The following is a 22,781-nucleotide window of genomic DNA, read 5'->3' as shown; positions in this document are numbered from 1 at the left end:
CTACGAGGCGGAGCGGATCAACTTCTTGACGCTGGTCAGGCCGATGCCGTATCGCTCGGCTAGCACCGGCTGTCGTACGCCAGCGCGATAGGCCGTCACCAGGGCATTGATCTGCGTTGGAGTCAGGCGCTGGTGCAGCGAGCGCGGGCGGTGCGGCTCCTCTGCGGAGGAGGGACTGGACGCAACTTCGCCGATCGGGGCACTCAACCGCCGTTCCAGCGCCTCGTGCAGGGCGACTACCTGCGTCAATGTATTCGAATAGGCGACCAAACGGGGACCAAACAGGCAGATATGCAAACCTTACTCTCTTTAAGGCGAATCGGTCCTGGGTCGTGCAATTAACACTTCTGGGGCCCGTTAGCTCGGCGCCACTGGTCGGGCGGTCTCGATGAGCCACTGCAGGGTCTGCCGAGTGTCGAGGTGCATCCTGTTCGAGCGGGACTGAATAAGCGCCTGAAGGTCCAGGCGGAGCTGGTCGTCGATCGGTGCGTTGATGGAAGCGACTTGATCGCGACACAGGTAGTCCAGCCCGGACAAGCCATCCAAGGACAGTTTCGTGTCGGGGTCGTCATACAGGGCCAAGCCGACCCAGATGCGATGCCAGATCCCGTGTTCGCGAAGAAGCGTTGCCGCCGACCTGCGGATATGCCGGGGCTGACTTCCTTGGACGAGTTCGCGGAGGGTCTCGACTGGCGGGAGTACCCGCTGTTCCACCAGATAGGCCGCCACCGCACGCGTCACCGACGGCGCTGGGTCACGCAGAAGCCGGAAGAGGTCGAGTTCGGCCCCGAGGCGTCTGAGCGCGTTGACGGCCGCCGCCCTGGTCTGCGGCCGCGGGTCTTCGAGGAACGGCACCACCAGAGCGGCATCGGCCCGCTGGCCGCATTCACCCAATCCTTGGATGACAAGCTTGGGTGAGCACAGCGACGTTTGCAGCAATTCGCGGTACCGGATGGCAGGGTCTTGGCCTGACCGGCGTAGACCCCACTCGGCGGTGGCGCGGACAGAGCCGCTGCGATCGGTGAGGAATGCCTCGATCCCGTCGAACTGATCGAGGCGGATCAAACCCGTGAGCGCCGACGTTCGCACACGAGCCGAGCGGGCCTGGAGCAGCGGCCGCAATAGGTCGGGGTTGCGCTGCGACAAGGCTTGTTCGGCGAGGGTTTCTGCACAGCGTTCTTGCAACCGGTCGTCGAACCTGCCAGTCGCGATCGCCGACAGTTGCAGTGCCAGCAGCCGCCGTTCACTGATCAGCGCCTGCCCCGCCCACCGAGCAGACCGCCCGTCCGATCTGGCGAGGATCGAAAGCAGATCGTCGTCAGCACGCTCACCGAGCGCGGCGAGCACCAGGTTGAGCGTCGGAGCCGCATCCACCCGATGGCGCAGGCGACAGCCCACAGTGAGCATCGTGGCGAACGCCTCGAAATCACTTGCGGCGATGAGCCGGGGCAGCAGGGCAGCGGCGAGCGCCCGAATCTGCGGGACATGGTCAACCGCGCGGATGAGCACCAGCGGGTAGAGCACCGGATGCTCGTTCACGCCCGGATGCTGTAGTACCTCAGCTCTCCGGAATCCGTCCCCCGAGGCCAAGGACAGCGCCAACCCCAACGGCGTCCTGGGGATGGGTTCGCCGGCTCGGGCGAGGTCGGTGCCATGGTGGCGAAATCGGGTCCAGTTGCGGATCGCCGGATCGAGTTCCAGCCAGGCCTTGGGGCCTGGGGAAAGCAGCTCCTCGAGCGCACCCTCGGCATCGTTCTCGTCAGCGGCGGCCTCGAAATACCAGGCCAATCGCGATGCTGCGAAGGGGGACGAGACTCCGTCAAGGCCGTCGCGAAACGGCAGAAGCGTCATGGACGCCTTCCGACCGGGCCGAGGCCGATCCATCGCCGCAGGCCAGCCGGAGTCTGGCGCCCGACGGCGCGCCAATCGTCCTCCCAAGGCCACCAGGAGGGCAACCACGACCATCAACATAAGAGGAAAGGCCGAAACCAAACCCAACCCGCCGAGCCCCGCAGCGACCACCACGATCAAAACCGCGACGGCGAGCACGTCCACGTTGCGACCCGCACCCGCCAGTGGATCCCCCAATCAACGCCCTCCAGCTCAGTGAGAGCTTCATCTGAGTAATTCAGTTTCGTCACCCCCTGGCATAGAAATCGGCGAGTTGCCGCTCCCTCTGCCGAAAAACCGCAATCTCAGCCTCATATCCGAAGAAGAGCCCGGGCCGATGGAGCGGGGAGTAGACGAGTTCGTAGTACCCCATTACAGCATCCGGGGCATGGTAGATCATCTCGTCGACTGGGTCTTCCTTGAATACTTCGGGGGTGCCCCCAGGATCTTCAGGGCCAATTCTTTCGAAGTACCAATCTGAAGGAACCCGAGGATCGACTACCTCAAACAGCGAAATACTCGCCGATACGATCTCGGAACGCCGACCCGATCCCTTGTCGACAATCACCTCCAGCTCATCCTCGATCCAAACCATTCCAAACGCGATGTATTCACCGCCAACTTGCATGAAATCGCGCTTCCGCAGCTCTCGCTCGTCGCGGAACTTTGAAATGTAGCGACTCTTGTATTTCTTCGAAGAAGCCCTAAGCAACATCCCGACTCACTTAATCTTGAAATCGTCGATCTGTCCGGTCCTTGGGTTGTATACGTAGTGGATCTCGACTCCTCGAATTATCTGACCCATTTTGACCCATCCATTGCGCTGATGCCATCGAGCATCTGTCATACCCTTCCTGAGAGGCACAAGGAATCCTCGACGCGGATTCAGAATTGCCTCAGTAAGGGCAATATATTCATCCTTGGTTGTCGGAATCCACTTTCCGGTATGCCCGCGCCCCAGCGGTTTCCGAGCCCCCTTCAGGTTGCTCATGAACTTCGTGAACTTCTTGGAGAGATACGAAGTCAAACCGCAGTTGTGAACCAAAGCATTAGATTCACCGTCGCTGACATAGTATGTGTGTAGCCCGGATATCGCAAGATTCCTGGCTTCAGTAATGCCGCCGTACGCCTGGATTCCTGAGACTTGCCCCCAGGTCCCCGCGCCATTCCTTAGCCAGGATCCGACCTCAAGATTCCGGGCGGGCGTCCACTGCGCAGATCCATCAACCTCCGGGTTCGATCCCGGGGGCGCCGCCCAGAACGAGTGCCCTGCAGTCGCCTCGATCCGGTCGCCTTGAGCGCCACCTTCCGTCGCCGCCAGTTCTACCGAAACCAGCTCTCGTTCAGATTCCGGGGTTAGCGTCGCTTCGGCGACTTCCGCCGGTTCAGTGTCACCGGTCTCCATATTCGTAGCAAGTACGTAGTCACCGGCAGCCACTTCTTCAATTGGCTTTGCGGTCCCGTCAGCCATGACTACAGAGGTTCCGGGGACGAAGCTGTTGCAGGAAGTGGCCCCTGCTGTACCGCCGTTGTTAGAAGTACCTCTCCCCGGATTCGAAATCGCGTTGTCCGGAAGAAGGTCGTCGGCGACGGAGCCTGCGGCGGGGGCGGCGAGTCGGGAGAGGGCCCAGCCGACACCCCAGCCTGCGACGCCCCAGGCGGCGCCGACAAGGCTGTCGTGGATGACTTGGTCGGTGTCGTTGCCGTTCCAGGCGGAGGTGACACCGCCGGCGATGGCGCCAGCTCCAGCGGCACAGAGGAGGCCACCGATGCCGAGGGTGGCGACGCCGATAGCCGCGCATCCGGCGATGACTGCTGCACCGGCGAGGATGCCGCCGATCTCAGCGTTGTACTCGCCGTTCCAGACGTCAACGGCGAAGTCGCTGGTGGCCTCCCATGCGGCTCCGGCGGCGTCCTTGACCGATCCCCAGGCGTCACCGGCGGCTTCGCCGATGTCGTCTAGGCCCCAGAACATGCCGGTGGAGTCGGACAGGCCGATGGGGTTGTTGGCGGCGTATACGTAGCCGGTGAGCTGCTGCTTGTCGTTGGCGACCAGGAGCGGGTCGACTTCGATGAAGCGCCCGAAGAGAGGGTCGTAGGTTCGGGCGCCCATCTGGAGGAGCCCGGTCGGGTCTTCGGTGGCGCCGACATAGCCTTGCTGTCCGAACCATTCCCCGTTGCGTTCGCCTCGGTTCAGGCCGAAGGGGTCGAAATACCGGACGTTCTCACCGGAGTGCGAGACGGCGTTGACCGAGTGGGTGGCGGTGCCGTGCGGGTCGGCCCCGACCCAGCGCCACAGATCCATCGAGTTGCCCTTGCAGGCGGCGATCACGGATCCGGCGTGCTGGATGTATCGGGTCGCGTCGAGAGTGCCGGCTTCCTTGTCCCAGACGATCTCGGTGTCAGGGAGGTAGAGCGTGGCGGTGTCGCCGTCGTCGCGGATGACGCGGGCGCCGTCAGCGTCATAGACCATGCGGGTCTGCAGGTCGCCGTTGCTGGCGGCGGTGTTGTGGCCCTCGGCGTTCCATTCGAAGGTGGTGAGGCTGCCGCCGGTGTCGCGCGAAAGGAGGTTCCCGGCCGCGTCGTAGGTGAAGTAGTCGAACGTGCCGTCAGCCGAAGCAACCTGCGTGGGGGCGTGAGCCTGGATGCTGCCGGGCGTGGGGTAGGTGTAGGTGCGGGTGCCGCCTCCGTGACCGGTCAGCAGGAGCGAGTCGGTGGCGCGGTTGCCGGAGGCGTCGTAGGTGTAGGTGTTGTGGTACATCGCCGGGCCGCCGAGCACGGCATCGTCGCCGGTGGCGGCGCACGCGGTGTCGCCTTCTTGTGCCCAGGCTTCGGTGATGCGCTGCTGGCCGTCGTAGTTGAAGCACTGGGTCTCCCACCGGTTCGCATCGTCGGCGGGCAGGTCGGCGACGGACTGGATGTTGCCGGCGTCGTCGTAGGTGTAGTGGAGGTCGGCGACGGTGGGGTCGGTGGTCTGGTGGTCGAAGGTGAACCGTTCGAGGCGTCGGGTGGTCTCTTCGTAGTCGTAGCCCTGGTAGGCGAACTTGTTGTTGTAGGAGGAGTTCAGGCGCCGGGTCTGGATCTCGCCGTAGGGGGTGTAGGTGGCGTCGTCGACGACGGCGACGGCGTCGCCGTCGATGTTGGACAGCAGCCGGGTCTGGTTGCCGACTTCGTCGTAGGAGTAGAACAGGTCCTGGACGCCGATCCCGCCGACCGGTGAGTAGCCGCGACCGGACAGCTGTCCGTTGTCGTGGTAGGCCTGGGAGACGTAGTAGTACCCGGCGAGGCCGCCTTCGGAGTCGGGGATGGCGATCTCGGTTTCGCCGACACGGCCTCCTTCGTCGTAGTAGGTGACGGTTTCGGTGTAGACGTCGTTGCCGATGTGGCGGGTCGAGGTGGCGAGGAGGCCGATGCCGCCTTCTGCGGTGTCGTAGGTCCAGGACGCCAAGAGGGTCCCGGTGCCGTCGCGGCGTTCGGCCAGGCGGCCGAGGTCGTCGTATGAGAGTTCGATGGTGAGTTCACCGGGGGCTTGCTGGCCGGTCTCTTCTCTGGCGTCGTCGATGGCGGTGATCTGGCCGGCGTCGTTGTACTCGACCAGGGTGGTGCCGGAGTCGGGGTGGGTCGAGGTGATGGTGCGGCCTTGGAGGTCGTAGCCCCATGACCAGGTATTGCCGACGCCGTCGGTGATCTCGGTGATCTTCCCGAGGGGGTCGTAGTCGTAGACGAGGGTGTCGTACCCGCCCGAAGGCGTTCCTGAGTGGAAGGTGCGCACTTCGGCGGTGCGCTCGAAGGCGTCTTCGAGGGTGGCGGTCGCGGTGCCGCCCTCGGGCGGGGTGACCGTGATCTGGAAGCCCTCGGCCGAGCCGCCGTAGGCGGTGGTGGTGCGCCACAGTTCCTCGCCGCCGCGGAACTGCGCCTGGACGGTGGGGCGTCCGGCGGCGTCGTAGGTGGTCTCGACGCGGTTGGAGGAAGCGCCGCGTTCGACGACGGCGAGCGTGCCGGAGGGGGCGTCGGTGTTGTAGTCGGGTCCGCGGGTCTCCTCGATGCGGCCGTGGGTGTCGTAGCGGTTGAGGGTGAGCAGGCGGCCGTTCTCGATGGTGTCGGTCTGCGTCTGGAGGGGCCGCAGTAGCGAGTCGTAGAGCTCGATGGTGGTGATGTAGTTCTCGTTGGGGCCGAGCTCTTCGGTGGTGACGGTCGAGGGTGCGGTGTTGGAGACGTTGTAGGCGAACGTGCGTGAAGCGGTCTCGGTGGTCCGAGTGCGGCCGGGTTGCCACACGCTGGTGGTGCGCCCGAGTGCGTCGTAGGCGATCTCGGTGATGCGCTGGTTGGGGTCGGTGATCTTGGTTTCGACGCCCCAGGCGGGGTCGAGGAGGGTAACGGTGGCGTGCCCGGCGTCGTTGCTGGTGGTCTTCTGGGTAACCGGGCCCGCGCCGCTCGGGACGTAAGCGGTGGTCGTGGACAGGCCGGCGGCGTCGACGCTCTCGGTGACGCGGCCGAGCGCGTCATAGGTATTGATGGTCGTGTCGATGTAGCGGGCGGTGCCGCCTGCGGGCCAGGAGTCGAGGATGGCCGTGCGGGTGAGCAGGCCGTCGACAGGGTCGTCGTCGAGGCCGGTGTGGTTGTCGTAGTAGTACCGGTTGGCGGTGAGGATGTCGCCGGGACCGCTCGCGGTGGCGTCGCAGAGGTGGTCGACCATCTCGTCTCGGGAAGGCAGGTTGTAGATGTTCGCGGTGGTCGCGTCGGTGTACCAGGTGCGCTTGCACGTCTCGTCGCCGGTTTCGGCGGTGTCGCCGTGGGCGCTGACGGCTGTGGGCCGGCCGAGCGCGTCGTAAGTGGTGTCGGTGCGGGTGCGCTGCCAGGTGTCGCCGGTGAGCCAACGGCGGGTGTCCTCGCGGGAGGGCCCGGTGCGCCAGGCGTCGTACGCGCCGCCGTCGTGGTCCTGGCTGGCGGCCTTGGAGGTCCAGTAGCGGGTTAGGGCGCCTTGGATGATCTGGGTGCCGTTGTAAGTCACCTCTTCGAAGACCTCGCCAGAGAGCGCTTCGTGGTCGGCGACGGTGGTGCCGTCGATGCTGGTGAGATTGACGTCGCGTTCGCCGCCGCTCGGCAGGGGCTGGGCGTCGAGTCCGCGGTAGAACCGGGTCGCGGTCACCGCTTGCGGGCCTGCGGCAGCGTCGCCGAGGCGGGTGGTGACTTGAGCGAAGCCCCTCCACTGGTTGTAGGTGCGCTCGGGTTTACGGGTGTGGGCAGAGTCGTCCCACGCCCACAACACGCCGGTGCTGGATCCGGTGGTCGCGTACTCGTAGTAGGTCGACACCGATGGTGTCTGGGCGATGGGGTCGGTCTGGGTGACCTCGGTGACGACGTACTTGTGGAACCAGTCTTCGACGGTCTCGGCTTGACCGCGGGGTTTGGACAGAACGGGGAAGCACCGGTGGGTGTTCTCGGTCTTGGACGGCAGGGTGGTGCAGTCTGGTTCGGAGTAGCCGATGGAGATGACGGCGCCGGTCTCAGTCTTGATCGAGGACAACCTCCAGCGCCACAGCTGGATCCGGTCGGCGGCCTCGACACGGTTGGCGAGGGCGTACCCACCGAATTCGAGCTTGGGCAGGGCGATGTCGGTGCCGGTCTTGCCGGTCTGCTGGATCGATTTGAGCCACAGCACGACCTGGTTCTCCGACCCGTAGGTCTTGAACTCGTAGTCCAGGCTCCACTGGTCGACGTCCCGCCAGGTCGAGCCGGTGCGCACCTGAGTGGTGATGCTCGTCAAGCGCTTGGTGTCGAAGAACACCGGGGAGAACTGGGTGGTGCAGGGCGCTTCGGCGCAGTGCAGGTCCCAGGGGGTCTCGGGCCAGGCCGTCTCGATGGGTTCGTTCTCGGCGTTGTAGCAGTCGCCTTGGCACCGGTCGGTGACGGTGAAGACGATCTTTCCGGTCGCGGCGATTGAGGCGTCGCCCTCGCGCAGGCCGTATTCGATGGTGGAGAGGTAGGCTTCGCGGCCGTAGGTGGTTCGGTTGTCCTCGTCACCGGCGGCACCGTAGGCGCCGGTCTTCGTGGTGTAGGTGTAGCGGGCCATGTTCCCGGTGGTGTCGACGGCCTTGTCGATGAGCCACCGGTAGGTCTGGGCGCAGTCGGAGTCCTTGAACTCGCTCGCGTGACAGGGTTCGCCGGTGTGGTTGCCGAACACGGGGACCGTCAGTCGCGAGCCGGTGGTGGAGCCGAAGGTGTAGGCGCTGCCGTCTTCGGTGGTGATCTTCCAGTGCTCGCTGGTCGCCGACGAGCCGGTGGCGGTTGCGCCGAGCGGCTCGATCTTCCATGCCTGGCCGGAATCGACATACCAGGTGCCGGAGTCGTCATCCTTCAGGAGCGTGGCGTTGACACCGTTGAGGGAGACCGTGATGTGGTTCGACTCCCCGTCCCAGCACTGGTCGGCGGTGAAGTCGTCCTCGCCGTTGTTCGCGCCCGAACCGGTGTCGTCGTAGCAGGCGGTGTAGGTGCGTTCGATGTACCCAGGCTCGTACGTCCAGCCGTCACCGACCCAGGACGCCTGGTTGTTCTTGCCCGAGGTGCGCCCGTCATGGAGCGCCGAGTTGTAGGCGAGGGTGATCTCCGGGACCGGGCCCTCAGCCGGGGGCACGCTGATCGGCACCGAGTAGGTGAACGCGCCGGTGTTCGAACCGGCCTCCCACGACCCGATGGACTCCAGTTTGGTCGCCGAGAAGTCCCCGGTCGAGGTGTCCGAAGCGGTCGAGGCAACTGCGAGCACCATCGATTCGGCAGCACTCGCGGTTGGGAGATCGGCCTGCGCCAGATCGACCGCAATGGTGTCGTTCTGCGTGTCGAAGTCAGCCTCGACGCTCTCGGCATCCAGGCAGCCGTCGATCTCTGGCGTGGTCAGCGCACACCCAGGCAGCCTGAGCACACTCGCGCGTTCGTCCCAACCGGGGTTGAAGGCCGCCTCTGCGTCACCGTAATCGACGTCGACTCGGGCGCCGGGCCCTGCCGCAGCGACCTCAAGGGCGAACCCGCTGATCCCCAAGGTCGCCACTGTCTCGTCCTTCAGCGGCACGGCAGCCGCGCCGCCGGTCGCTTCCACTGTCAGCGCCGCCGCGACCTCCCCGGGGTCGTCTCCGGGGGCCCACCGCTGGTCAGCAGACGGGTCGGACCATTCCGCGTCCCCGGGTTCCCAGTCCTCGGCCGCGACCGGCCTCTCGGCCTCGATCTCGGCCGTGGGAGAGCCGTACTCGGGCATGAGCGGCGCGGCAGCGAGCAAGCCTGCTCCGAGCGCGGCAATACCGGTCACCGCGATCGCGAAGCGCACTGCCGCGCGCGGCTCGAGCCGCTTGTCGCGCAGCCAGGTGCCGTCAGCGGACAGGGACGGCCGAAGGCGAATCATGGTCGTCTACTCCAAGAAAGAGGGGCGAGGTGGGGTCAGGCGCCGGAGGGGGACAGGTCGTTGATGCGGTCCGGGTCGAGAGTGGAGGTCCAGGCTTCGACGCTGTCAATCAGGCCGTTGAAAGGTTGGACCAAGCCTCCGCTCGCACGTCCATAAACCCCCAAGTACAGCGGTCCTGCAGCATTCCAAGGGGTCGCGGTGCAGGCTCCTGTCACCGACTTGCCGCCATCGACGTACATCGTCATCGTCCCCGCCGGGATGTTGACCACGACCGCTACGTGATACCACTTGTTGGTCGCAATCTCCTCGGACGACTGGATACTGGACCAAGTCACGCCGCCAGCGACGTCAGCCGAAGGCATCGCGAACTGGAAGTGCCCCACCCCAGTGGTCTGGTTCGTGTGGTAGTTCAGGTTGAACCCAACCCTGTTCTGACCACCTTGGGAAAGGATCGTCTGATACTCCGGCGCGTTCGCCCTTTGGTTGACGTACACACGGGTCGCGATCGTGAACGAGGCGTCGGTGGCCACCACCGGGCCTGCCGACTGCGCCCAACCGCGCGGAGTGACGCTGGTGTTGAGGAACTCCAGGGCACCATTCGTGCGGCCAGTGACGCCCTTCGCCCACCTAAAGTCAGCGCCCGAAGTCCCCGTGACCGTCAGGTTGTTTCCCTTCTGCAGGTCGACCAGGTTCCGGTAGTCCAACGTCCAGTTACCGACACGCTGGACCGCGGGATTCCCACCATGTACATCTGCGGCCTGGTCAGATGTCAACGCACCACGCCAGAGCTGCACCGTTGAAATCGCCCCGGTGAACTTCCCGCCGGCAGCCGTGCCCGAGGAATTGGCACCGCATCCGATGTTGATCTTTCCGTACCCCGGTTCAGCTGTCCCCGAAGCGGTTCCGGTGGCGACAAGCGCACCGTCGACATAGAGGCGCACCTGCTTCGCGGCGAGGTCGTAGACGCCGATGAGGTGCACCCAGGTCCCAGGGACCGCGGACGCGGTGGCCGTGGCTGACTGCCAGGTCGCGCCGGTTCCGTTGGGCACACTGACCGTGAACGACCAGCTACCGTTTGCGCCGAGCATGAGTTTGAACTTGCTTCGCGCGTCGTCGCCTTCGGCGAGGACCAACTGCTCCGCGCCGGTCACCGCATCGACCTTCGCCCATGCTCCCACCGAGAACGACGCATCGGAGCGGTTTTGGACAGCGTCACCAGCGGTGACGCAGGAGGTGCCGTCGAGGTCGATCGCGGACGCGGTACGACCCCATTGGTCCTCGACCCAGTTCGCGCCAGAGGTCGGGACGGTCATGTGGTTGGCCTGCATCGAGGTGTCGGTACCGTTCCCGCGCAAGAGCCACTCACCCGCGATTCCTGCCGAGAGACCTCCGGCCATCACCGACTGGACCTGAGTTCCGGTCATGAGGCCGGTCCAGATCCCGGCGTGCTGGACGGCGCCGATGAAGTACCCGAACTGCTTGTACGGGCTCGTGGACCCCGAGCAGCCGATGTTGATCGGTCCGGTCGCGTTCCACGCCTCATGCGTGAACGATCGGGTCGCTTCGAGGACGCCGTTGACCCACAGTTGGATCACCTTCGCCCCTGGGTCGACCGTCGCCGCCAGGTGGGTCCACTCCCCTACTACGGGGTCGGTCGTGGAGGCCGCGCGGGTGACGTTGTTGCCGTTGCCGTCGTCGGCGTGGGTCAGCATCAGGTCCCACTCTGCCGAGGTGCCGCGGTAGCGCAGCGCGAACCCGGTGCCCTTGGTACCCGATTGGGAGAAGATCGTGCGGATGTTGGTGTCGGCCTGGTCGAGCCGGACCCAGGCGGCCACGGTGTACTGGGCGCTGGTGTTCACGGCCGGCCCGGCGGTGGAGACGCAGTCCGAGCCGCCGAACAGCATCGCCTGCCCCGGGGGCGCCTGTCCCTCCGATTCGACCCAGCCCGAAGTGCGGCCGAGTCCGAGGTCCAGGTTCGCGGCACCTCCGTTGACGTCGACGGCGCTGACGTCATCGAACCCGTCGCCGTCGAGTCGCCATGCCGCGACCGGCTGGAGCCCGGAGTTCAAGGGCGCATAGAAGTCGGCCTGCGTGAACTGCGAAGGGTTGCCGGCCTTATCGAGGGCTTTCACCCACAGCCACACCCGGCCGCCCTCTGCGGGTGCAGTGACCTCGATGGTCGCCGTTCCTCCGGTCGCCGTGACCGGGGCGCCGAGCGCCTCGGTGTCCACGCCGTACGCGAACGACGCGAGTCCCGAATGCGAGTCCGTGGCCGTGAGCTTGAACGTAACCGTATCCCCCGCCTGGGGGTCGGCGGGGCTGACCAGTTCGACCTTCGGCGGAGTCGGCGCGGTGGTGTCGACACGGAAATAGCACCAGGAGCTGAAAGCGCTGTCAGTCCCGTTCTTGTAGTCATCCAAGGACGCCATCCGCCACCGGTACTCTCCGGTCCCTAGCGCGTACTGTTTCGGCACCGTCCAGGGGATGCGGACGTTGTCGGTCTGGTTGCGGGTGGTGGCCCAGGTGAGAATGTTGGAGTTCGAGCCGTTGCGGCGCACCTCGAACTTCGCGCCGGTCTTGCCGTCCGCATCATGAGGGACACCCGACAGTTGGGGCTGGATCTCCGAAGTCCACGGAGCGGCCGTCCAGCCGGAGGTGACGCAGCTCTTCAGGTTGGTCTGCAAACTAGTCGGCACCGTGGCGGGCCGGTTGTAGGTGACCTGGAGTTCAACCGACTTGATGTCGATGCGCCGCCATGAGTACGGGTCACCCTCATCGGAGGCACGGACCATGAACGACATCCAGTCCCGGCCAGCGTTGACGTTCTCCTGCAGTTCGGTCTTGATGTCCGAGCCGTCGAAGTTGACATCGCGGTCGGGGTAGTCGGTCGAGCAGCCGGTCGTATTCGACGAGGCCACCGATTTAGTCTGCAAATGCTCGCTGGTGGCGCTCGTGATCGAGTTCCAGTGCGTGCCGTTCGACAGTTTCCGGTCGACCTCCCACAGCTCCATGCTGGTGGAGCCGCAGCTGCCGGTGTGGGTCTGGGTCATGGCGACCTTCGCGGTCAGAATGTCGCGGTCCTCGAGGTCGCCGATCCCGAATCGGACCACCGACCGCCATAGCCCGCACGCATCCGGAGCGCAGCTCGCCCAGATGTTGAGGCCGACTCGCATGCCGCCGGATCGGGGCCAGTCCTTGTCGTTCGTCCACGACGAGCCCGGTCGCGACGCGAAGATGTTCGCCCACGCCTGCCGCTTGCCGACGAACGGCGGGTCGATGGTGATCGGGAACTGCGCTTCATCGCTGGCAAGCAGCGCCGCGTCGGGGGTCACGGTGAGCGTGGTCGAACTCAAGTCGACCTCGACCGGGGCGTACAGGCCCGGCATCGTGTCGTCCTCGCCCAACACCGTGTCGGGGACCTCCTCCTCGGCCGCAGCGAACGATTCCGCCGCTGCCATCTCGGCCGCCGGGTCGGGGACGACCGAGGCGTCCCACATGTACGCCGCAGGCGCGGAGAACACGACCTCTCCGGCGGTGTCGGTCGCGGTGATCTCACCGGTCGTCGCATCCTGCGCGACGGTCAGGCCTTCGGATTCGATCCCGAGTTCGATCGACGCGAGTGCGGGGTTCTGGGCCGCTTCGGCGGTCTTGACGACGAGCGCGTAGGTGAACCCGTCCGCGCTCGAGGACACCTGCAAGTCAACACCGGGGAGGACTTCGGCGTAGGTGGCCGTGTCGCCATCGATGACGGGGGCCGGCAGTGCAGTCGGCCACGACAGGGCGATCGAGCCGCCTTCAGGGGACGTGGCGGTCACGAACGGGTCCGTCCCGCCCGAGGAGATGGTGATGTCGGAGACGGCCGCGGTCGTGGTGATCGCACCGTCGACCGTTTCGGTGAAGGCGGTGTCGACGTCGGTCCAGGTGCCCTCGGCGTCCGGCGCCCAGGTCGGCACCGCGCCGGCCTCGGCGGTCAGAGTCCCCTCCGGGTTGGCGATCACTCGGGTGCTGTAGTCCTGGAGTCCGGTCACGACGACGCCCATGCCGCACGCCTCGGCCAGCAGGAGCGCCCCGCCCTCGGTCTCTGCCTCGAGTGTGTCCGTGGCCGGGTCGAGCCCGGTGGTGTCGAACGGGCAGGTCAGAGTAGTTACTGAAACCTCCTCGATCGCATCGAGGGTGGAGTCGACCGCGAACGAGCACCAGGTGGTGTACCTGTTCGTCGCCTGATCCGAAGTCGTCGTCCGCGCCCGTACCTCGTACGTGCCGTCGGGCAGGGCCGTCTCCACCTGCCAGGTGTAGGCCTGGCCGGACATGGCCGGAGAAGCACTGACATGCTGCACGACAGTCGTACCGGAGGCGTCGCGGACCTCGAAGCCCGCCGTTGAGGCCGCATCAGAGAAGTGCGGGATCGCCGACAGGGTCGGCTGCGATCCGGTCACCCGCGCGCCCTCCGGGGCGAGGCAGTTGATGCCGTCCATCGTCAGGTCCGAGGGCACCGCCATCGTCGGCATGTACGAGATCGTCAGGTGGGCCGTGGCCACGTCGGCGCGGAACCACTGCTCCCGGTTCGTTTCGTCAGAGGCCCGCAATCCGAGGGTGATCGACTGGTAGGGCTCGTTGGCGTGCCGGTTGACGTGGTAGGTCAGATCCTCCGAGGCGAAGTCGACCGACCGGACCGGATACACCTGGCTGCAACCGCCTGAGGCGTTGGCGCTCTCGACGGTCTGGGTGTCCAGCGGCGCGCCGTGCAGCCAGTTTCCCGCCGTCGAGTTCCACGAGGTGGGCGTCGTGCCCTTGGTGACGATGTTCGTCTGCCACAGCTCCAGCGGGTAGGAGTTGCAGCCGCCGGTGTGTTTGATGTCGAGCGACATCACGGCCGAATTGACGGTGGCGTACTCAAGCGAGCGCAGGTCGAAGCGGATCATCGACCGCCACACGCCATAGCCCTCTTCGCCAGGGGCGGCCCAGCCGTTGAAGCCCATACGCAGGCCGCCCGAGCGCGGCCAGGCCGCGTCGTCCCACCAGGTCGTGTCGGCATAGGCATCGCTGCCGACCGTCGCCCACGCCCAGTTCGTCGACTCGAACGACGGGTCGAGCACCACCGGGAACACCGTCTCCGGATCAGCCAGCATCGCCGCATCGGGCGTGATCGTCAACGCGTCGCCGTCGAGGGCGAGCGCCATGTGCTCTACCCGGCCCGGGTCACCAGGGTCAGCATCCGAACCAGTGTCGGTCTCAGCGAGCGCCTCAGCGAAGAACTGCGTCGGTCCCGCCGCTGGAACATCTGCCGAGGCCGGAACCGAGGCGTCCCACATCAGCGCGTTCGACGCCGTCAGGACCGCTTCCCCGGTAGACGGATCGGTCGCAGTGAGTGCACCACTGCCCGAATCCTGCGTCACCTCCAGCGTCCCGCCGAGCGCGACCTCGATCTGCTCGAGCGCCGGATCCTGGGCAGCCTCGGCGGTCTTGACCTCAAGCCGGTAGGCGAACCCGGTCGCACCAGCCTCGACCACGAGATCGACCCCGGCGATCACTTCGGCATACCGGGCCTGCGGCCCCTCCACGACCGGGGCCGGCAGCACCTCGGGCCACCACAAGTCCAGCGTCTCGCCCGACTCAGTCGTCAAGCTCGCCAACGGCTGTGCGTCCCCGCCCGAGGACACTACGAGATCCCCCGGAACCGCAGCCGCCTGGACCAGACCCTCATCACCAACCACGAGAGCAGGGTTGATGTCGATCCACGCCCCGCCCGCGTCCGTGGTCCACTGCGGAGACGCGTACACCTCCGCCGTGATCGACCCATCGGCCTCGGCCGTGAACTTGGCAGCCTCATCCCGCAGCGAATCCACCTCTACCGGACGATCACAAGCAGCCGCCAGATCCAACGCCTCAGCCTCGGAACCGACGACGAAACCGGCCTCATCGACCCCACTGCAATCCGGCGCGATCTCGGCGGCAGCAGGCTCCACCAGCAGCATCGAACCGACCAGAGCCGCCGCAATAGACAAGACTCCAGAACGCAGAGCAACCCGCCTCGGACCAGGCGTTGCAGACACGGTGAGGGGAGCGTGGGGGTTATGTGGCATGGGTGGTACCGCATTCAGTTAGTCAACCGGGGAGGTGGATGTAGGCGTTTTCAACCCGCAACCGTGCGTGACACTATCCATCACCGACCCGACTGTCAACAAGCGACCACAATCGGTCAATCGCGCAATATGGACAATCCATACAGATGAGTCCGAATCCCGCACCGTCGCGCCACCCGAAATTCTCGAACGGAGGGCCCTTCCCGCAGTACGGATAGCCCAGGCCGACCGGCTTGCTCAAATATAGTGATCCATGACACATAATGATCGAGTGCCTCGACTCGCAAGATCTGTCAAGCCTCCGGAGGAGGCCGCCTCGGCGTTGCTGTCCACCGTTGGTTCGAAGTACTGGTAATCCTCATTCATGGGCAGCATGAAGCACGAGCCGGTCATCGTCGGGGTCGAGTGGCGCAGGCCTATCGATGTACGGCTATTCGCACAGGTCGTACTCGACGTGGCCGCCAAGCAGCTCGCCGAGGAACAAGTCGCCGAATCCGATGGCGGCAATCCGGCGATCATCGAGCAAGAGCCGACTGGCGAGCCTGGCGGATCAGCTTCTTGACACTGGTCAGGCCGATGCCGTATCGCTCGGCTAGCACCGGCTGTCGTACGCCAGCGCGATAGGCCGTCACCAGGGCATTGATCTGCGTTGGAGTCAGGCGCTGGTGCAGCGAGCGCGGGCGGTGCGGCTCCTCTGCGGAGGAGGGACTGGACGCAACTTGGGCGATCGGCGCGCTCAATCGGCGTTCCAACCGCTCGCGCAGGGCGACGACCTGCGTCAATGTGTTCGAATAAGCGACCAAACGGGGCACCATCCCACCCCGGCGACAGCCGCTTCCGAAACGCTCGGAGACCTCCCTTTCCTGGACCCCCGCGACCGGGGGCGCGGTCGGCCGCGCCCCGGTGCCCGCGTGTCGCAGAGCCGTTCCGAATGCCCGGTTTGCAACGATCGTTCCATGTGGAAACAAAGTTCACAATGGATGCTGACCGGTACCGCCGCCGCCGCGACCGCTCTCGCGGTGCTCGTCCCCTCGGCGGCGTTCGCCGCCGAGCCCGGGTACGCCGCCTGGTCGGGCGGCTCCGGCTCGTTCCAGATGTCCAGCCCGGCCGCGGGCTTCCCCGGCGCGGGCCTGACCACCGACGGAGCGCCCGTCACGACCCCGACGGGCAAGACGATCTGGATGGGCGACGGCACGCCGTTCGGCGCCGCGTTCGGCTCGTCCCGGGACCAGGGCTACATCGGCATCGGCACCACCGGAGGGAACCTGCCGTCCACCACCACGGTCACGTTCGACTCGCCCACGCCCCCCTCGGACTGGGGCTTCGCCCTGGGCGACATCGACGTCGACATGGTCCAGATCTCGGGGACCACCGCGGGCGGCACCCCCCTCACCGCCGCCGACGTCGGCTACCAGAGCTCCTTCAACCTCTGCCAGAACTCCCCACGCCCCGCGGGCTGCAAGTCCGCGGCCACCGACCAGCCCGTCTGGGACGCCGCAGCCATGACGCTCACCGGCACGAACTCCGGCGACACGGTCGGCGCCACCGGCTGGTTCCAGCCCACCGCCTCCATCGCGTCCCTGACGTTCACCTTCACGGACTTCTCGGGCATCCCGATGTTCCAGTTCTGGCTGGCCTCCAAGGCGTACGAGGTCGTCACCCCGCTCAAGCCGGTCCTCATCACCGCGCCGAGTGACCCGGACGACCCCTCCGCGCCGACGGACGTCCTCGGCCACTGCGACGACATGGCCGGCGAGGTGAGCCTCGCCCTCCTCGACGAGAACGGCGACGCCGTCATCGGCGACGACGGCGACCCGATCGTCGCTGCGCTCGACGACGAAGGGGACTTCCACTTCGACCGCGTCTTCCCCGGCACCTACCAGGTCAAGCTCCTCACCGACGACCACTTCCCCGTCGACGGACCCGCGGTCCAGACCCTCGAAGTCACCGACGCCGACACCACCGGCCCGTCCTTCTCCATCGAATGCACCCCCGAACCCCCCTCGGCCTCCCCCGCCGCCAACGGCACCGGCGACGATGACGACACCGCCGCCGACCCGTCCCTCCCCACCACCGGCCCCGGAGCCGGCCTCTGGATCGCCGCCCTCCTCGCCATCGCAGGAGGAGCAATCGCAATCCGCAGGGCCCGCAGGCTCTGAGCGGACGACGAGGGCGGCCGACCCGGTGGGGTCGGCCGCCCTCGTCGCGTTCGCTAGGCGCTGACCTCGGGGCGGGGGATCGAGGACGGCAGCCACTTCCGCGCCCCGGCCCGGTAGAGCCCGGCCGGGCGGCCGCCGTCGCGAGTGGTGGCGCCGCCGGTGCGCTCGACGAACCCCTCGATCCTGGTGACCTTGCGGTGGAAGTTCCCCGGGTCGAGCTTGACGCCCCAGACGGTCTCGTAGACGCGGCGGAGCTCCGAGATCGTGAACTCCTCCTGGCAGAAGGCGATCGCCGAGGTCGACTGGTCGAGCATCCGGCGCGCCTTCTCCACGGCGTCCTGGAGGATCCGCTTGTGGTCGAACGCCAGGGGGCCTTCGAGCGCCTCCTCGATCGGAAGCCACTGCGTGGCCGCGGCGTCGCCGCCCGCCTTCGCAACCGGGGGGTCGGGGACCATCGCGACCCACGCCCCGGACGCGATCTGGCCGCGCGGGTCGCGGCCCGGGTCGGTGTAGATGCCCACCAGTTCGAGGTGCTGGACCATCCCGTCCAGGGCGGTCTCCTCCCGCAGCTCCCGCACCGCGGTCTGCCACAGGTTCTCCCCGGGCTCCATGTAGCCGCCCGGTATCGCGAGCATCCCCTCGAACGGCGGCTTGCCGCGCCGGACCAGCAGGACCTCAAGGCGCTCTTCACGAACGGTCAGGATGACGACATCGGCCGTGAGCTGTACGAGCGGGAACATTTCTCGCATCGACATCCCCCTTCTTGGTGACTTGACAATATCTCGCATGGACGCCTACGATCGTAACAGTCAATTGTACAAGAAACAATATTGACCCTCGCGCGGCTCTCCGGCGCGGGCCCTTCCCCAAGGAGCGCTTCATGACCACCCTTCCCACCGCCGTCATCTGCACCCCGCTCAACGTCGAGTACGCGGCCGTCGCCGACCTGCTCGGGCACCGCCCGCACACCACCGAGACCAGGGGCGGCTCGATCTACGAGCTGCACGAGTTCCGCGCCCGCCGCACCTCGTGGCGGCTCGTCCTGGCCCTGACGGGCCGGCGCAACGAGGAGACCTCCGCCGCCGTCGAACGCGCCGTGCAGGAGTGGGCGCCGCAGGTCCTCATGCTCGTCGGCGTCGCCGGGGGCCTGCGGGAGTCCCGCGTCGGCGACGTCGTGGCCGCGACGAAGGTCTACGGCTACGAAGGCGGCCAGGACACGGACCTGGGATGGCTCCAGCGGCCCGACGCCCTCCCCACCTCACACGCCCTCGACCAGCTGGCGCAGCAGGTCAGCCGCGAGGGCTTCTGGATCTGGCGGGCCGAGCCCGACGCCGACGCCCCGCCGCCGGTCCACCACCGGCCGATCGCCTCCGGCTCCAAGGTGGTCACCGGGAGCTCCTCGTACACCGCCGACCGGATCAGGGAGTCGTTCGGCGACGCGTACGCGATCGACATGGAGGGCTTCGGCGCCATGGCCGCGCTGCGGCGCAGCCCCTCGGTGCAGGCGACCGTGGTCCGCGGCGTCTCCGACGTGCTGGACGACAAGGACAAGGACGCCGACCGGCTGACCCAGCCGATGGCGGCCAGGCGCGCCGCGGCGTTCGCGCTCGCGCTCCTCGACCGGTTCGACCCCGAGCCCGCCGACGCCCCGGCCGCCGCGGCGCCCCCCGCGCCGGTCTACAACATCGGCGCCCAGGGCCCCGGCGCGACGAGCACGGCCGGCGCGATCGGCAACGGCGCCACCGGCCAAGTGGTGCAGCAGCCGTACCGGTACTACGAAGGCCCCTGAGCGGCATCGGAAATGAAGGGAAGCAGCATGAACGAGCACGACTTCGACCTGTTCGACATCCACCCGTTCGAGCAGGCGCGGACCGGGCGGGTCCAGATCGCGGCCGCCGGGGTGAACGCCACCGCCACGGTCGGGGCCATCGGCGACGGGTCCCGCGGGTACGTCGGGACCGCCGGGCCCTCCGTCGACCGGGCGCTCCAGGCGGAGCTGGCCGAACTGGTCCGCGAGCTGCGGGGCGCGCTCGGTGGCGAGCGGGGGTACGGCAGGCACGGCCGGGGCGCCAGCCGAGTGAACTGAAGGAACGAGAACGGGCGGGGCCGCTTTGGTCCCGCCCGTTTTTTCAGTGTGTCAGCACTGTTCGCGATGTGTTCTGGTCTTGGTGAAGAGCTCGGGGAGGCCCCCACCGGCCTCCCCGAAGCTCTATCCCACCAAATAGAGAAAGGTCTCGGGGGCGCGCTGCGATAAGCGGAAGCGCGCCGTGTAGATGTCGCCGTCGCGGATCCAGGCGAGCTGGAGTGAGGCGAACATGTCGTCGATGATGTCCTCGTCCGGGAGCCCGTAGTGCTCGCCGAGGCTGCGTCCGCGGTAGTGCCACAGGAGTCCTGCCTGGACCTGGACGGCGTCCGCGGTGTGCTTGCCGCACGAGCGGGCGCAGCGGTAGAGCACCTGGCCGCTGCGGTCGTACTCGATCGCCATCACCTGCTGGCACATCGAGCTCCGCAGCTTGCCTGCCGCGGCTGCCTGTAGCAACGTCTGCGCCTCAAGACGTTCCATATGGCACCCAACCCCTCTCCGGGCGACGATCGGGCCTCGCCGGAGCGGGCCCGGCCAAGCACTGCACTGGTGTGTCCGGTTATGAGATGCACGACGCCCGTTCGCGAAGGCGATTGCCGATCCGAAGACCCGGAGGTTTCGGACGGTTCCGCCTGTCGCTGCCCGAAGCGTCGGTTAGCGGCATTTGAGTCCGTGACAACGGTCGCATACCTTCTACGGCCGTGTCTATGTGCATTGTCACATTCATCGTAACATGCATCGACACCGGGCAGATGCACGTGCATTTGCGCGGCCATCCTCCCGTGCAATTACCGTGTGTAATGTGCGACACTTGATCCGATCGACTACGGGGATGTCGGAATCGTCCGCCTGGGCGACCGTCTGGTATGCCCGCGGCACCCGGTTCCACGCCTCCGACGGTCGGTCTGACCTGCAAAAGAGCATCCGGCCGGACCTACCGGCCACTGGTGGAAGGATCTCTATGGACAACGCACGCAACGGAATCCCGGCCGGGGAACTCCCCTCGACGCTGGCGTGGCGCAAGAGCACCCGCAGCGGCCCGAACGGCGGCAACTGCGTCGAGCTGGCCGCCCTCCCCCAGGGGGACATCGCGGTGCGCAACTCCCGCTTCCCGGAGGGTCCCGCCCTCATCTACACGGTCGCCGAGATCCGGGCCCTCGTCGAGGGCGCCAAGGACGGCGAGTTCGACGACCTGATCGTTTAGGACCGAGAGACGGAAGCCCAAGGGCTGCACACTCACCCTGGCAGGAGGGGCCCGACGGGCTACCCTGTCAGGGTGAGTTGTTCGTTTCCGGGCGACCGCCGCGAGAGGAGGTGGGACGAATGGCGAAGGAAGACAACCCGACCGGTCCCACAGCCCTGCGCATGATCATCGGCGGCCAGCTCCGGCGCCTGCGCGAGGCCGCGAACATCACCCGCAAGGCCGCCGGATTCGAGATCCGCAACTCGGAGTCGAAGATCAGCCGCATGGAACTGGGCCGGGTCTCGTTCCGGCTCAGGGACGTCGAAGACCTCATGGTCCTGTACGGCGGGACCGACCAGGCCGAGATCGACCGCGTCCTCATGCTGTGCCGCGAGGCCAACAAGCCCAGCTGGTGGCATCCCTACGGGGACGCGCTGCCCGACTGGTTCCAGACCTATCTGGACCTGGAGAGCGCCGCCTCCACGATCCGCAGCTACGAGGTCCAGCTCGTGCCGGGCCTGCTCCAGTCCCGCGACTACGCCCGCTCGCTGCTCATGCTCGGGTACGGGCACACGCCGCTGCGCGAGATCGACAACCGGATCGAGCTGCGCCTGGCGCGGCAGAAGGTGCTCGACCGCGAGGCCGACCCGCCGACACTGTGGACCGTCATCGACGAGGCCGCGCTGCACCGCCCCTTCGGCGGGTACGGCGTCATGCGCGACCAGCTCAAGCTCCTCATCGAAGCCTGCGACCGGCCCAACGTGCGGATCCAGGTGGTGCGCTTCGACAGCGGCGCCCACTCCGGCGCCGGCGCGCCCTTCACCTGGCTGCGCTTCGCCTACCCCGAGCTCGACGACGTCATCTACATGGAGCACCTCACCGGCGGCCTGTACCTCGACCGCGACGCCGACGTGGACGCCTACCAGGCGGCCATGGAGCACCTGTGCGTCCAGGCGTCGCCGCCGCGCGACACCCAGGACATCATCAACGCGATCATCCGCGACCACTACTCCTAGTCACCATGTCTCGGGCGTGGACGAACCTGTCCGCCTGAGGGAAGTTCACCCCATCGGGTGAGCGGTGCCTCCCCGGACACGCCGAAGGCGCACGACCGCGGTCGTGCGCCTTCGAAATGCGTCTAGGCCTTGTAGCCGATGCCGCCCATCATGATCTTGTGCCACGGCTCGATGTCCTCCACCGCGGGGACCTCCTTCTCCGGCTCGCCGGGGAACCAGCGCGGGATGAAGTCGATCTTGTCGTCCACGAGCGGCAGGCCGAGGAAGTGCTCCCGGATGCGCTCGGGGGTGCGGATCCAGCCGTTGCCGAGGGACTCCAGGCCGGCCTGCTCGATGGCCTTCTGGAGCGGCTCCCCGGTGTCCACGAAGTCGGTGATGAGCAGGTAGGACCCGCTCGGGCAGGCGTCGAGGAGGACGCGCACCCACTCGTCGGGCTGCTCGTCGTCGTGGAAGTGCATGTGGAGGCCCACGACCATCAGCCCGATGGGGCGGGTGAAGTCGATGTTCTCCTGGACTTCCTTGTTGTTCAGGATGCTCTGCGGGTCGCGGAGGTCGGCGGTGACGATCGTCGTCGACTTGTTGGTCGCGAGCAGGGCCCGGCCGTGCGCGAGCACGATCGGGTCGTTGTCCACGTAGACCACCGTCGCGTCCGGGTTGACCGCCTGGGCGATCTGGTGCGTGTTCTGCATCGTCGGCAGGCCCGCGCCGATGTCCAGGAACTGGTCGACGCCGTGGTTCGCGATGTACTCCACGCCCTTGCGCAGGCCCTCGCGGTTGTCGAGCGCGACGTCCTTCGCGTTCGGCACGTACTTGACGTAGGCGTCCCGGCCCTCGCGGTCGGCCGCGAAGTTGTCCTTGCCGCCGAGGATCGCGTCGTAGACGCGGGCGATCGTGGGCCTGGAGATGTCGAATTCGGGCGTGAGGTCTTCGTTCTCTGCCATGGCACAGCCTCTTCATCGAAGGAACGTTGCGCA

14 protein-coding genes are annotated in these 22,781 nt (G+C 66.8%); 6 read left to right on the top strand and 8 right to left on the bottom strand.

Going from position 1 to position 22,781, the window contains the following annotated elements; genetic code table 11:
• The 5 genes from AB0A65_RS12650 to AB0A65_RS12630 all read right to left on the bottom strand — a co-directional run bounded on the left by AB0A65_RS12650 (nt 1) and on the right by AB0A65_RS12630 (nt 15,258).
• Nucleotides 1-270: a hypothetical protein gene (locus AB0A65_RS12650; RefSeq protein ID WP_359950610.1), complete on the bottom strand. Its 270-nt coding sequence runs from the start codon at nt 268-270 to the stop codon at nt 1-3.
• Nucleotides 271-357: 87 nt separating this feature from the next.
• Complete coding sequence (locus tag AB0A65_RS12645; RefSeq protein WP_359950608.1) at nt 358-2,055, bottom strand: hypothetical protein; 1,698 nt, start codon at nt 2,053-2,055, stop codon at nt 358-360.
• A gap of 82 nt (nt 2,056-2,137) precedes the next feature.
• Complete coding sequence (locus tag AB0A65_RS12640) at nt 2,138-2,605, bottom strand: hypothetical protein (RefSeq protein WP_359950606.1); 468 nt, start codon at nt 2,603-2,605, stop codon at nt 2,138-2,140.
• A gap of 6 nt (nt 2,606-2,611) precedes the next feature.
• Nucleotides 2,612-9,283 carry an RHS repeat-associated core domain-containing protein gene (locus AB0A65_RS12635; RefSeq protein ID WP_359950604.1) on the bottom strand — a complete coding sequence of 2,224 codons (6,672 nt, stop codon included), beginning with the start codon at nt 9,281-9,283 and terminating at the stop codon, nt 2,612-2,614.
• Nucleotides 9,284-9,318: 35 nt separating this feature from the next.
• Entirely contained in the window at nt 9,319-15,258 is a 5,940-nt protein-coding gene (locus AB0A65_RS12630) for a LamG domain-containing protein (RefSeq protein WP_359950602.1), read from the bottom strand.
• A gap of 481 nt (nt 15,259-15,739) precedes the next feature.
• On the opposite strand from AB0A65_RS12630, the gene AB0A65_RS12625 reads away from it, so the two are divergent.
• Nucleotides 15,740-15,928, top strand: a complete 189-nt coding sequence (locus tag AB0A65_RS12625; RefSeq protein WP_359950600.1) for a hypothetical protein — start codon at nt 15,740-15,742, stop codon at nt 15,926-15,928.
• 418 nt (nt 15,929-16,346) lie between these two features.
• Nucleotides 16,347-17,525 carry a hypothetical protein gene (locus tag AB0A65_RS12620; protein ID WP_359950598.1) on the top strand — a complete coding sequence of 393 codons (1,179 nt, stop codon included), beginning with the start codon at nt 16,347-16,349 and terminating at the stop codon, nt 17,523-17,525.
• A gap of 53 nt (nt 17,526-17,578) precedes the next feature.
• On the opposite strand, the gene AB0A65_RS12615 is transcribed toward AB0A65_RS12620, so the two are convergent.
• Nucleotides 17,579-18,274 carry an NUDIX domain-containing protein gene (locus AB0A65_RS12615; RefSeq protein ID WP_359950596.1) on the bottom strand — a complete coding sequence of 232 codons (696 nt, stop codon included), beginning with the start codon at nt 18,272-18,274 and terminating at the stop codon, nt 17,579-17,581.
• A 131-nt stretch (nt 18,275-18,405) separates the two neighbouring features.
• Between AB0A65_RS12615 and AB0A65_RS12610 the strand changes: the two genes are divergently transcribed.
• Both AB0A65_RS12610 and AB0A65_RS12605 read left to right on the top strand, forming a co-directional pair.
• Nucleotides 18,406-19,314, top strand: a complete 909-nt coding sequence (locus AB0A65_RS12610; protein WP_359950594.1) for a phosphorylase — start codon at nt 18,406-18,408, stop codon at nt 19,312-19,314.
• 27 nt (nt 19,315-19,341) lie between these two features.
• Entirely contained in the window at nt 19,342-19,611 is a 270-nt protein-coding gene (locus AB0A65_RS12605) for a hypothetical protein (protein ID WP_359950592.1), read from the top strand.
• Nucleotides 19,612-19,734: 123 nt separating this feature from the next.
• On the opposite strand, the gene AB0A65_RS12600 is transcribed toward AB0A65_RS12605, so the two are convergent.
• Nucleotides 19,735-20,025, bottom strand: coding sequence for a hypothetical protein (locus AB0A65_RS12600; RefSeq protein WP_359950590.1), 291 nt, complete (start codon nt 20,023-20,025; stop codon nt 19,735-19,737).
• A gap of 544 nt (nt 20,026-20,569) precedes the next feature.
• On the opposite strand from AB0A65_RS12600, the gene AB0A65_RS12595 reads away from it, so the two are divergent.
• Both AB0A65_RS12595 and AB0A65_RS12590 read left to right on the top strand, forming a co-directional pair.
• Complete coding sequence (locus AB0A65_RS12595) at nt 20,570-20,812, top strand: DUF397 domain-containing protein (RefSeq protein ID WP_359950588.1); 243 nt, start codon at nt 20,570-20,572, stop codon at nt 20,810-20,812.
• Between the two features lie 119 nt (nt 20,813-20,931).
• Complete coding sequence (locus AB0A65_RS12590) at nt 20,932-21,807, top strand: helix-turn-helix transcriptional regulator (RefSeq protein ID WP_359950586.1); 876 nt, start codon at nt 20,932-20,934, stop codon at nt 21,805-21,807.
• A 122-nt stretch (nt 21,808-21,929) separates the two neighbouring features.
• Here the strand turns inward: AB0A65_RS12590 and AB0A65_RS12585 are convergent, their stop codons facing one another.
• Complete coding sequence (locus tag AB0A65_RS12585; protein ID WP_359950584.1) at nt 21,930-22,748, bottom strand: SAM-dependent methyltransferase; 819 nt, start codon at nt 22,746-22,748, stop codon at nt 21,930-21,932.
• Between the last annotated feature and the right edge of the window lie 33 nt (nt 22,749-22,781).

The sequence above is a fragment of the Glycomyces sp. NPDC047010 genome (assembly GCF_040644205.1).
Classification (GTDB): Bacteria; Actinomycetota; Actinomycetes; order Mycobacteriales; family Micromonosporaceae; genus Glycomyces.
The sequence above is the reverse complement of the archived record's forward strand: the minus strand, read 5'-3'. Positions and strand labels throughout refer to the sequence as shown.

Coding starts and splice junctions, on each gene's coding strand:
- AB0A65_RS12640 (WP_359950606.1), bottom strand. CDS start 2,605: ATGTTGCTTAGGGCTTCTTCGAAGAAATACAAGAGTCGCTACATTTCA.
- AB0A65_RS12635 (WP_359950604.1), bottom strand. CDS start 9,283: ATGATTCGCCTTCGGCCGTCCCTGTCCGCTGACGGCACCTGGCTGCGC.
- AB0A65_RS12630 (WP_359950602.1), bottom strand. CDS start 15,258: ATGCTGCTGGTGGAGCCTGCTGCCGCCGAGATCGCGCCGGATTGCAGT.
- AB0A65_RS12625 (WP_359950600.1), top strand. CDS start 15,740: ATGAAGCACGAGCCGGTCATCGTCGGGGTCGAGTGGCGCAGGCCTATC.
- AB0A65_RS12620 (WP_359950598.1), top strand. CDS start 16,347: ATGCTGACCGGTACCGCCGCCGCCGCGACCGCTCTCGCGGTGCTCGTC.
- AB0A65_RS12615 (WP_359950596.1), bottom strand. CDS start 18,274: ATGCGAGAAATGTTCCCGCTCGTACAGCTCACGGCCGATGTCGTCATC.
- AB0A65_RS12610 (WP_359950594.1), top strand. CDS start 18,406: ATGACCACCCTTCCCACCGCCGTCATCTGCACCCCGCTCAACGTCGAG.
- AB0A65_RS12605 (WP_359950592.1), top strand. CDS start 19,342: ATGAACGAGCACGACTTCGACCTGTTCGACATCCACCCGTTCGAGCAG.
- AB0A65_RS12600 (WP_359950590.1), bottom strand. CDS start 20,025: ATGTGCCAGCAGGTGATGGCGATCGAGTACGACCGCAGCGGCCAGGTG.
- AB0A65_RS12595 (WP_359950588.1), top strand. CDS start 20,570: ATGGACAACGCACGCAACGGAATCCCGGCCGGGGAACTCCCCTCGACG.
- AB0A65_RS12590 (WP_359950586.1), top strand. CDS start 20,932: ATGGCGAAGGAAGACAACCCGACCGGTCCCACAGCCCTGCGCATGATC.
- AB0A65_RS12585 (WP_359950584.1), bottom strand. CDS start 22,748: ATGGCAGAGAACGAAGACCTCACGCCCGAATTCGACATCTCCAGGCCC.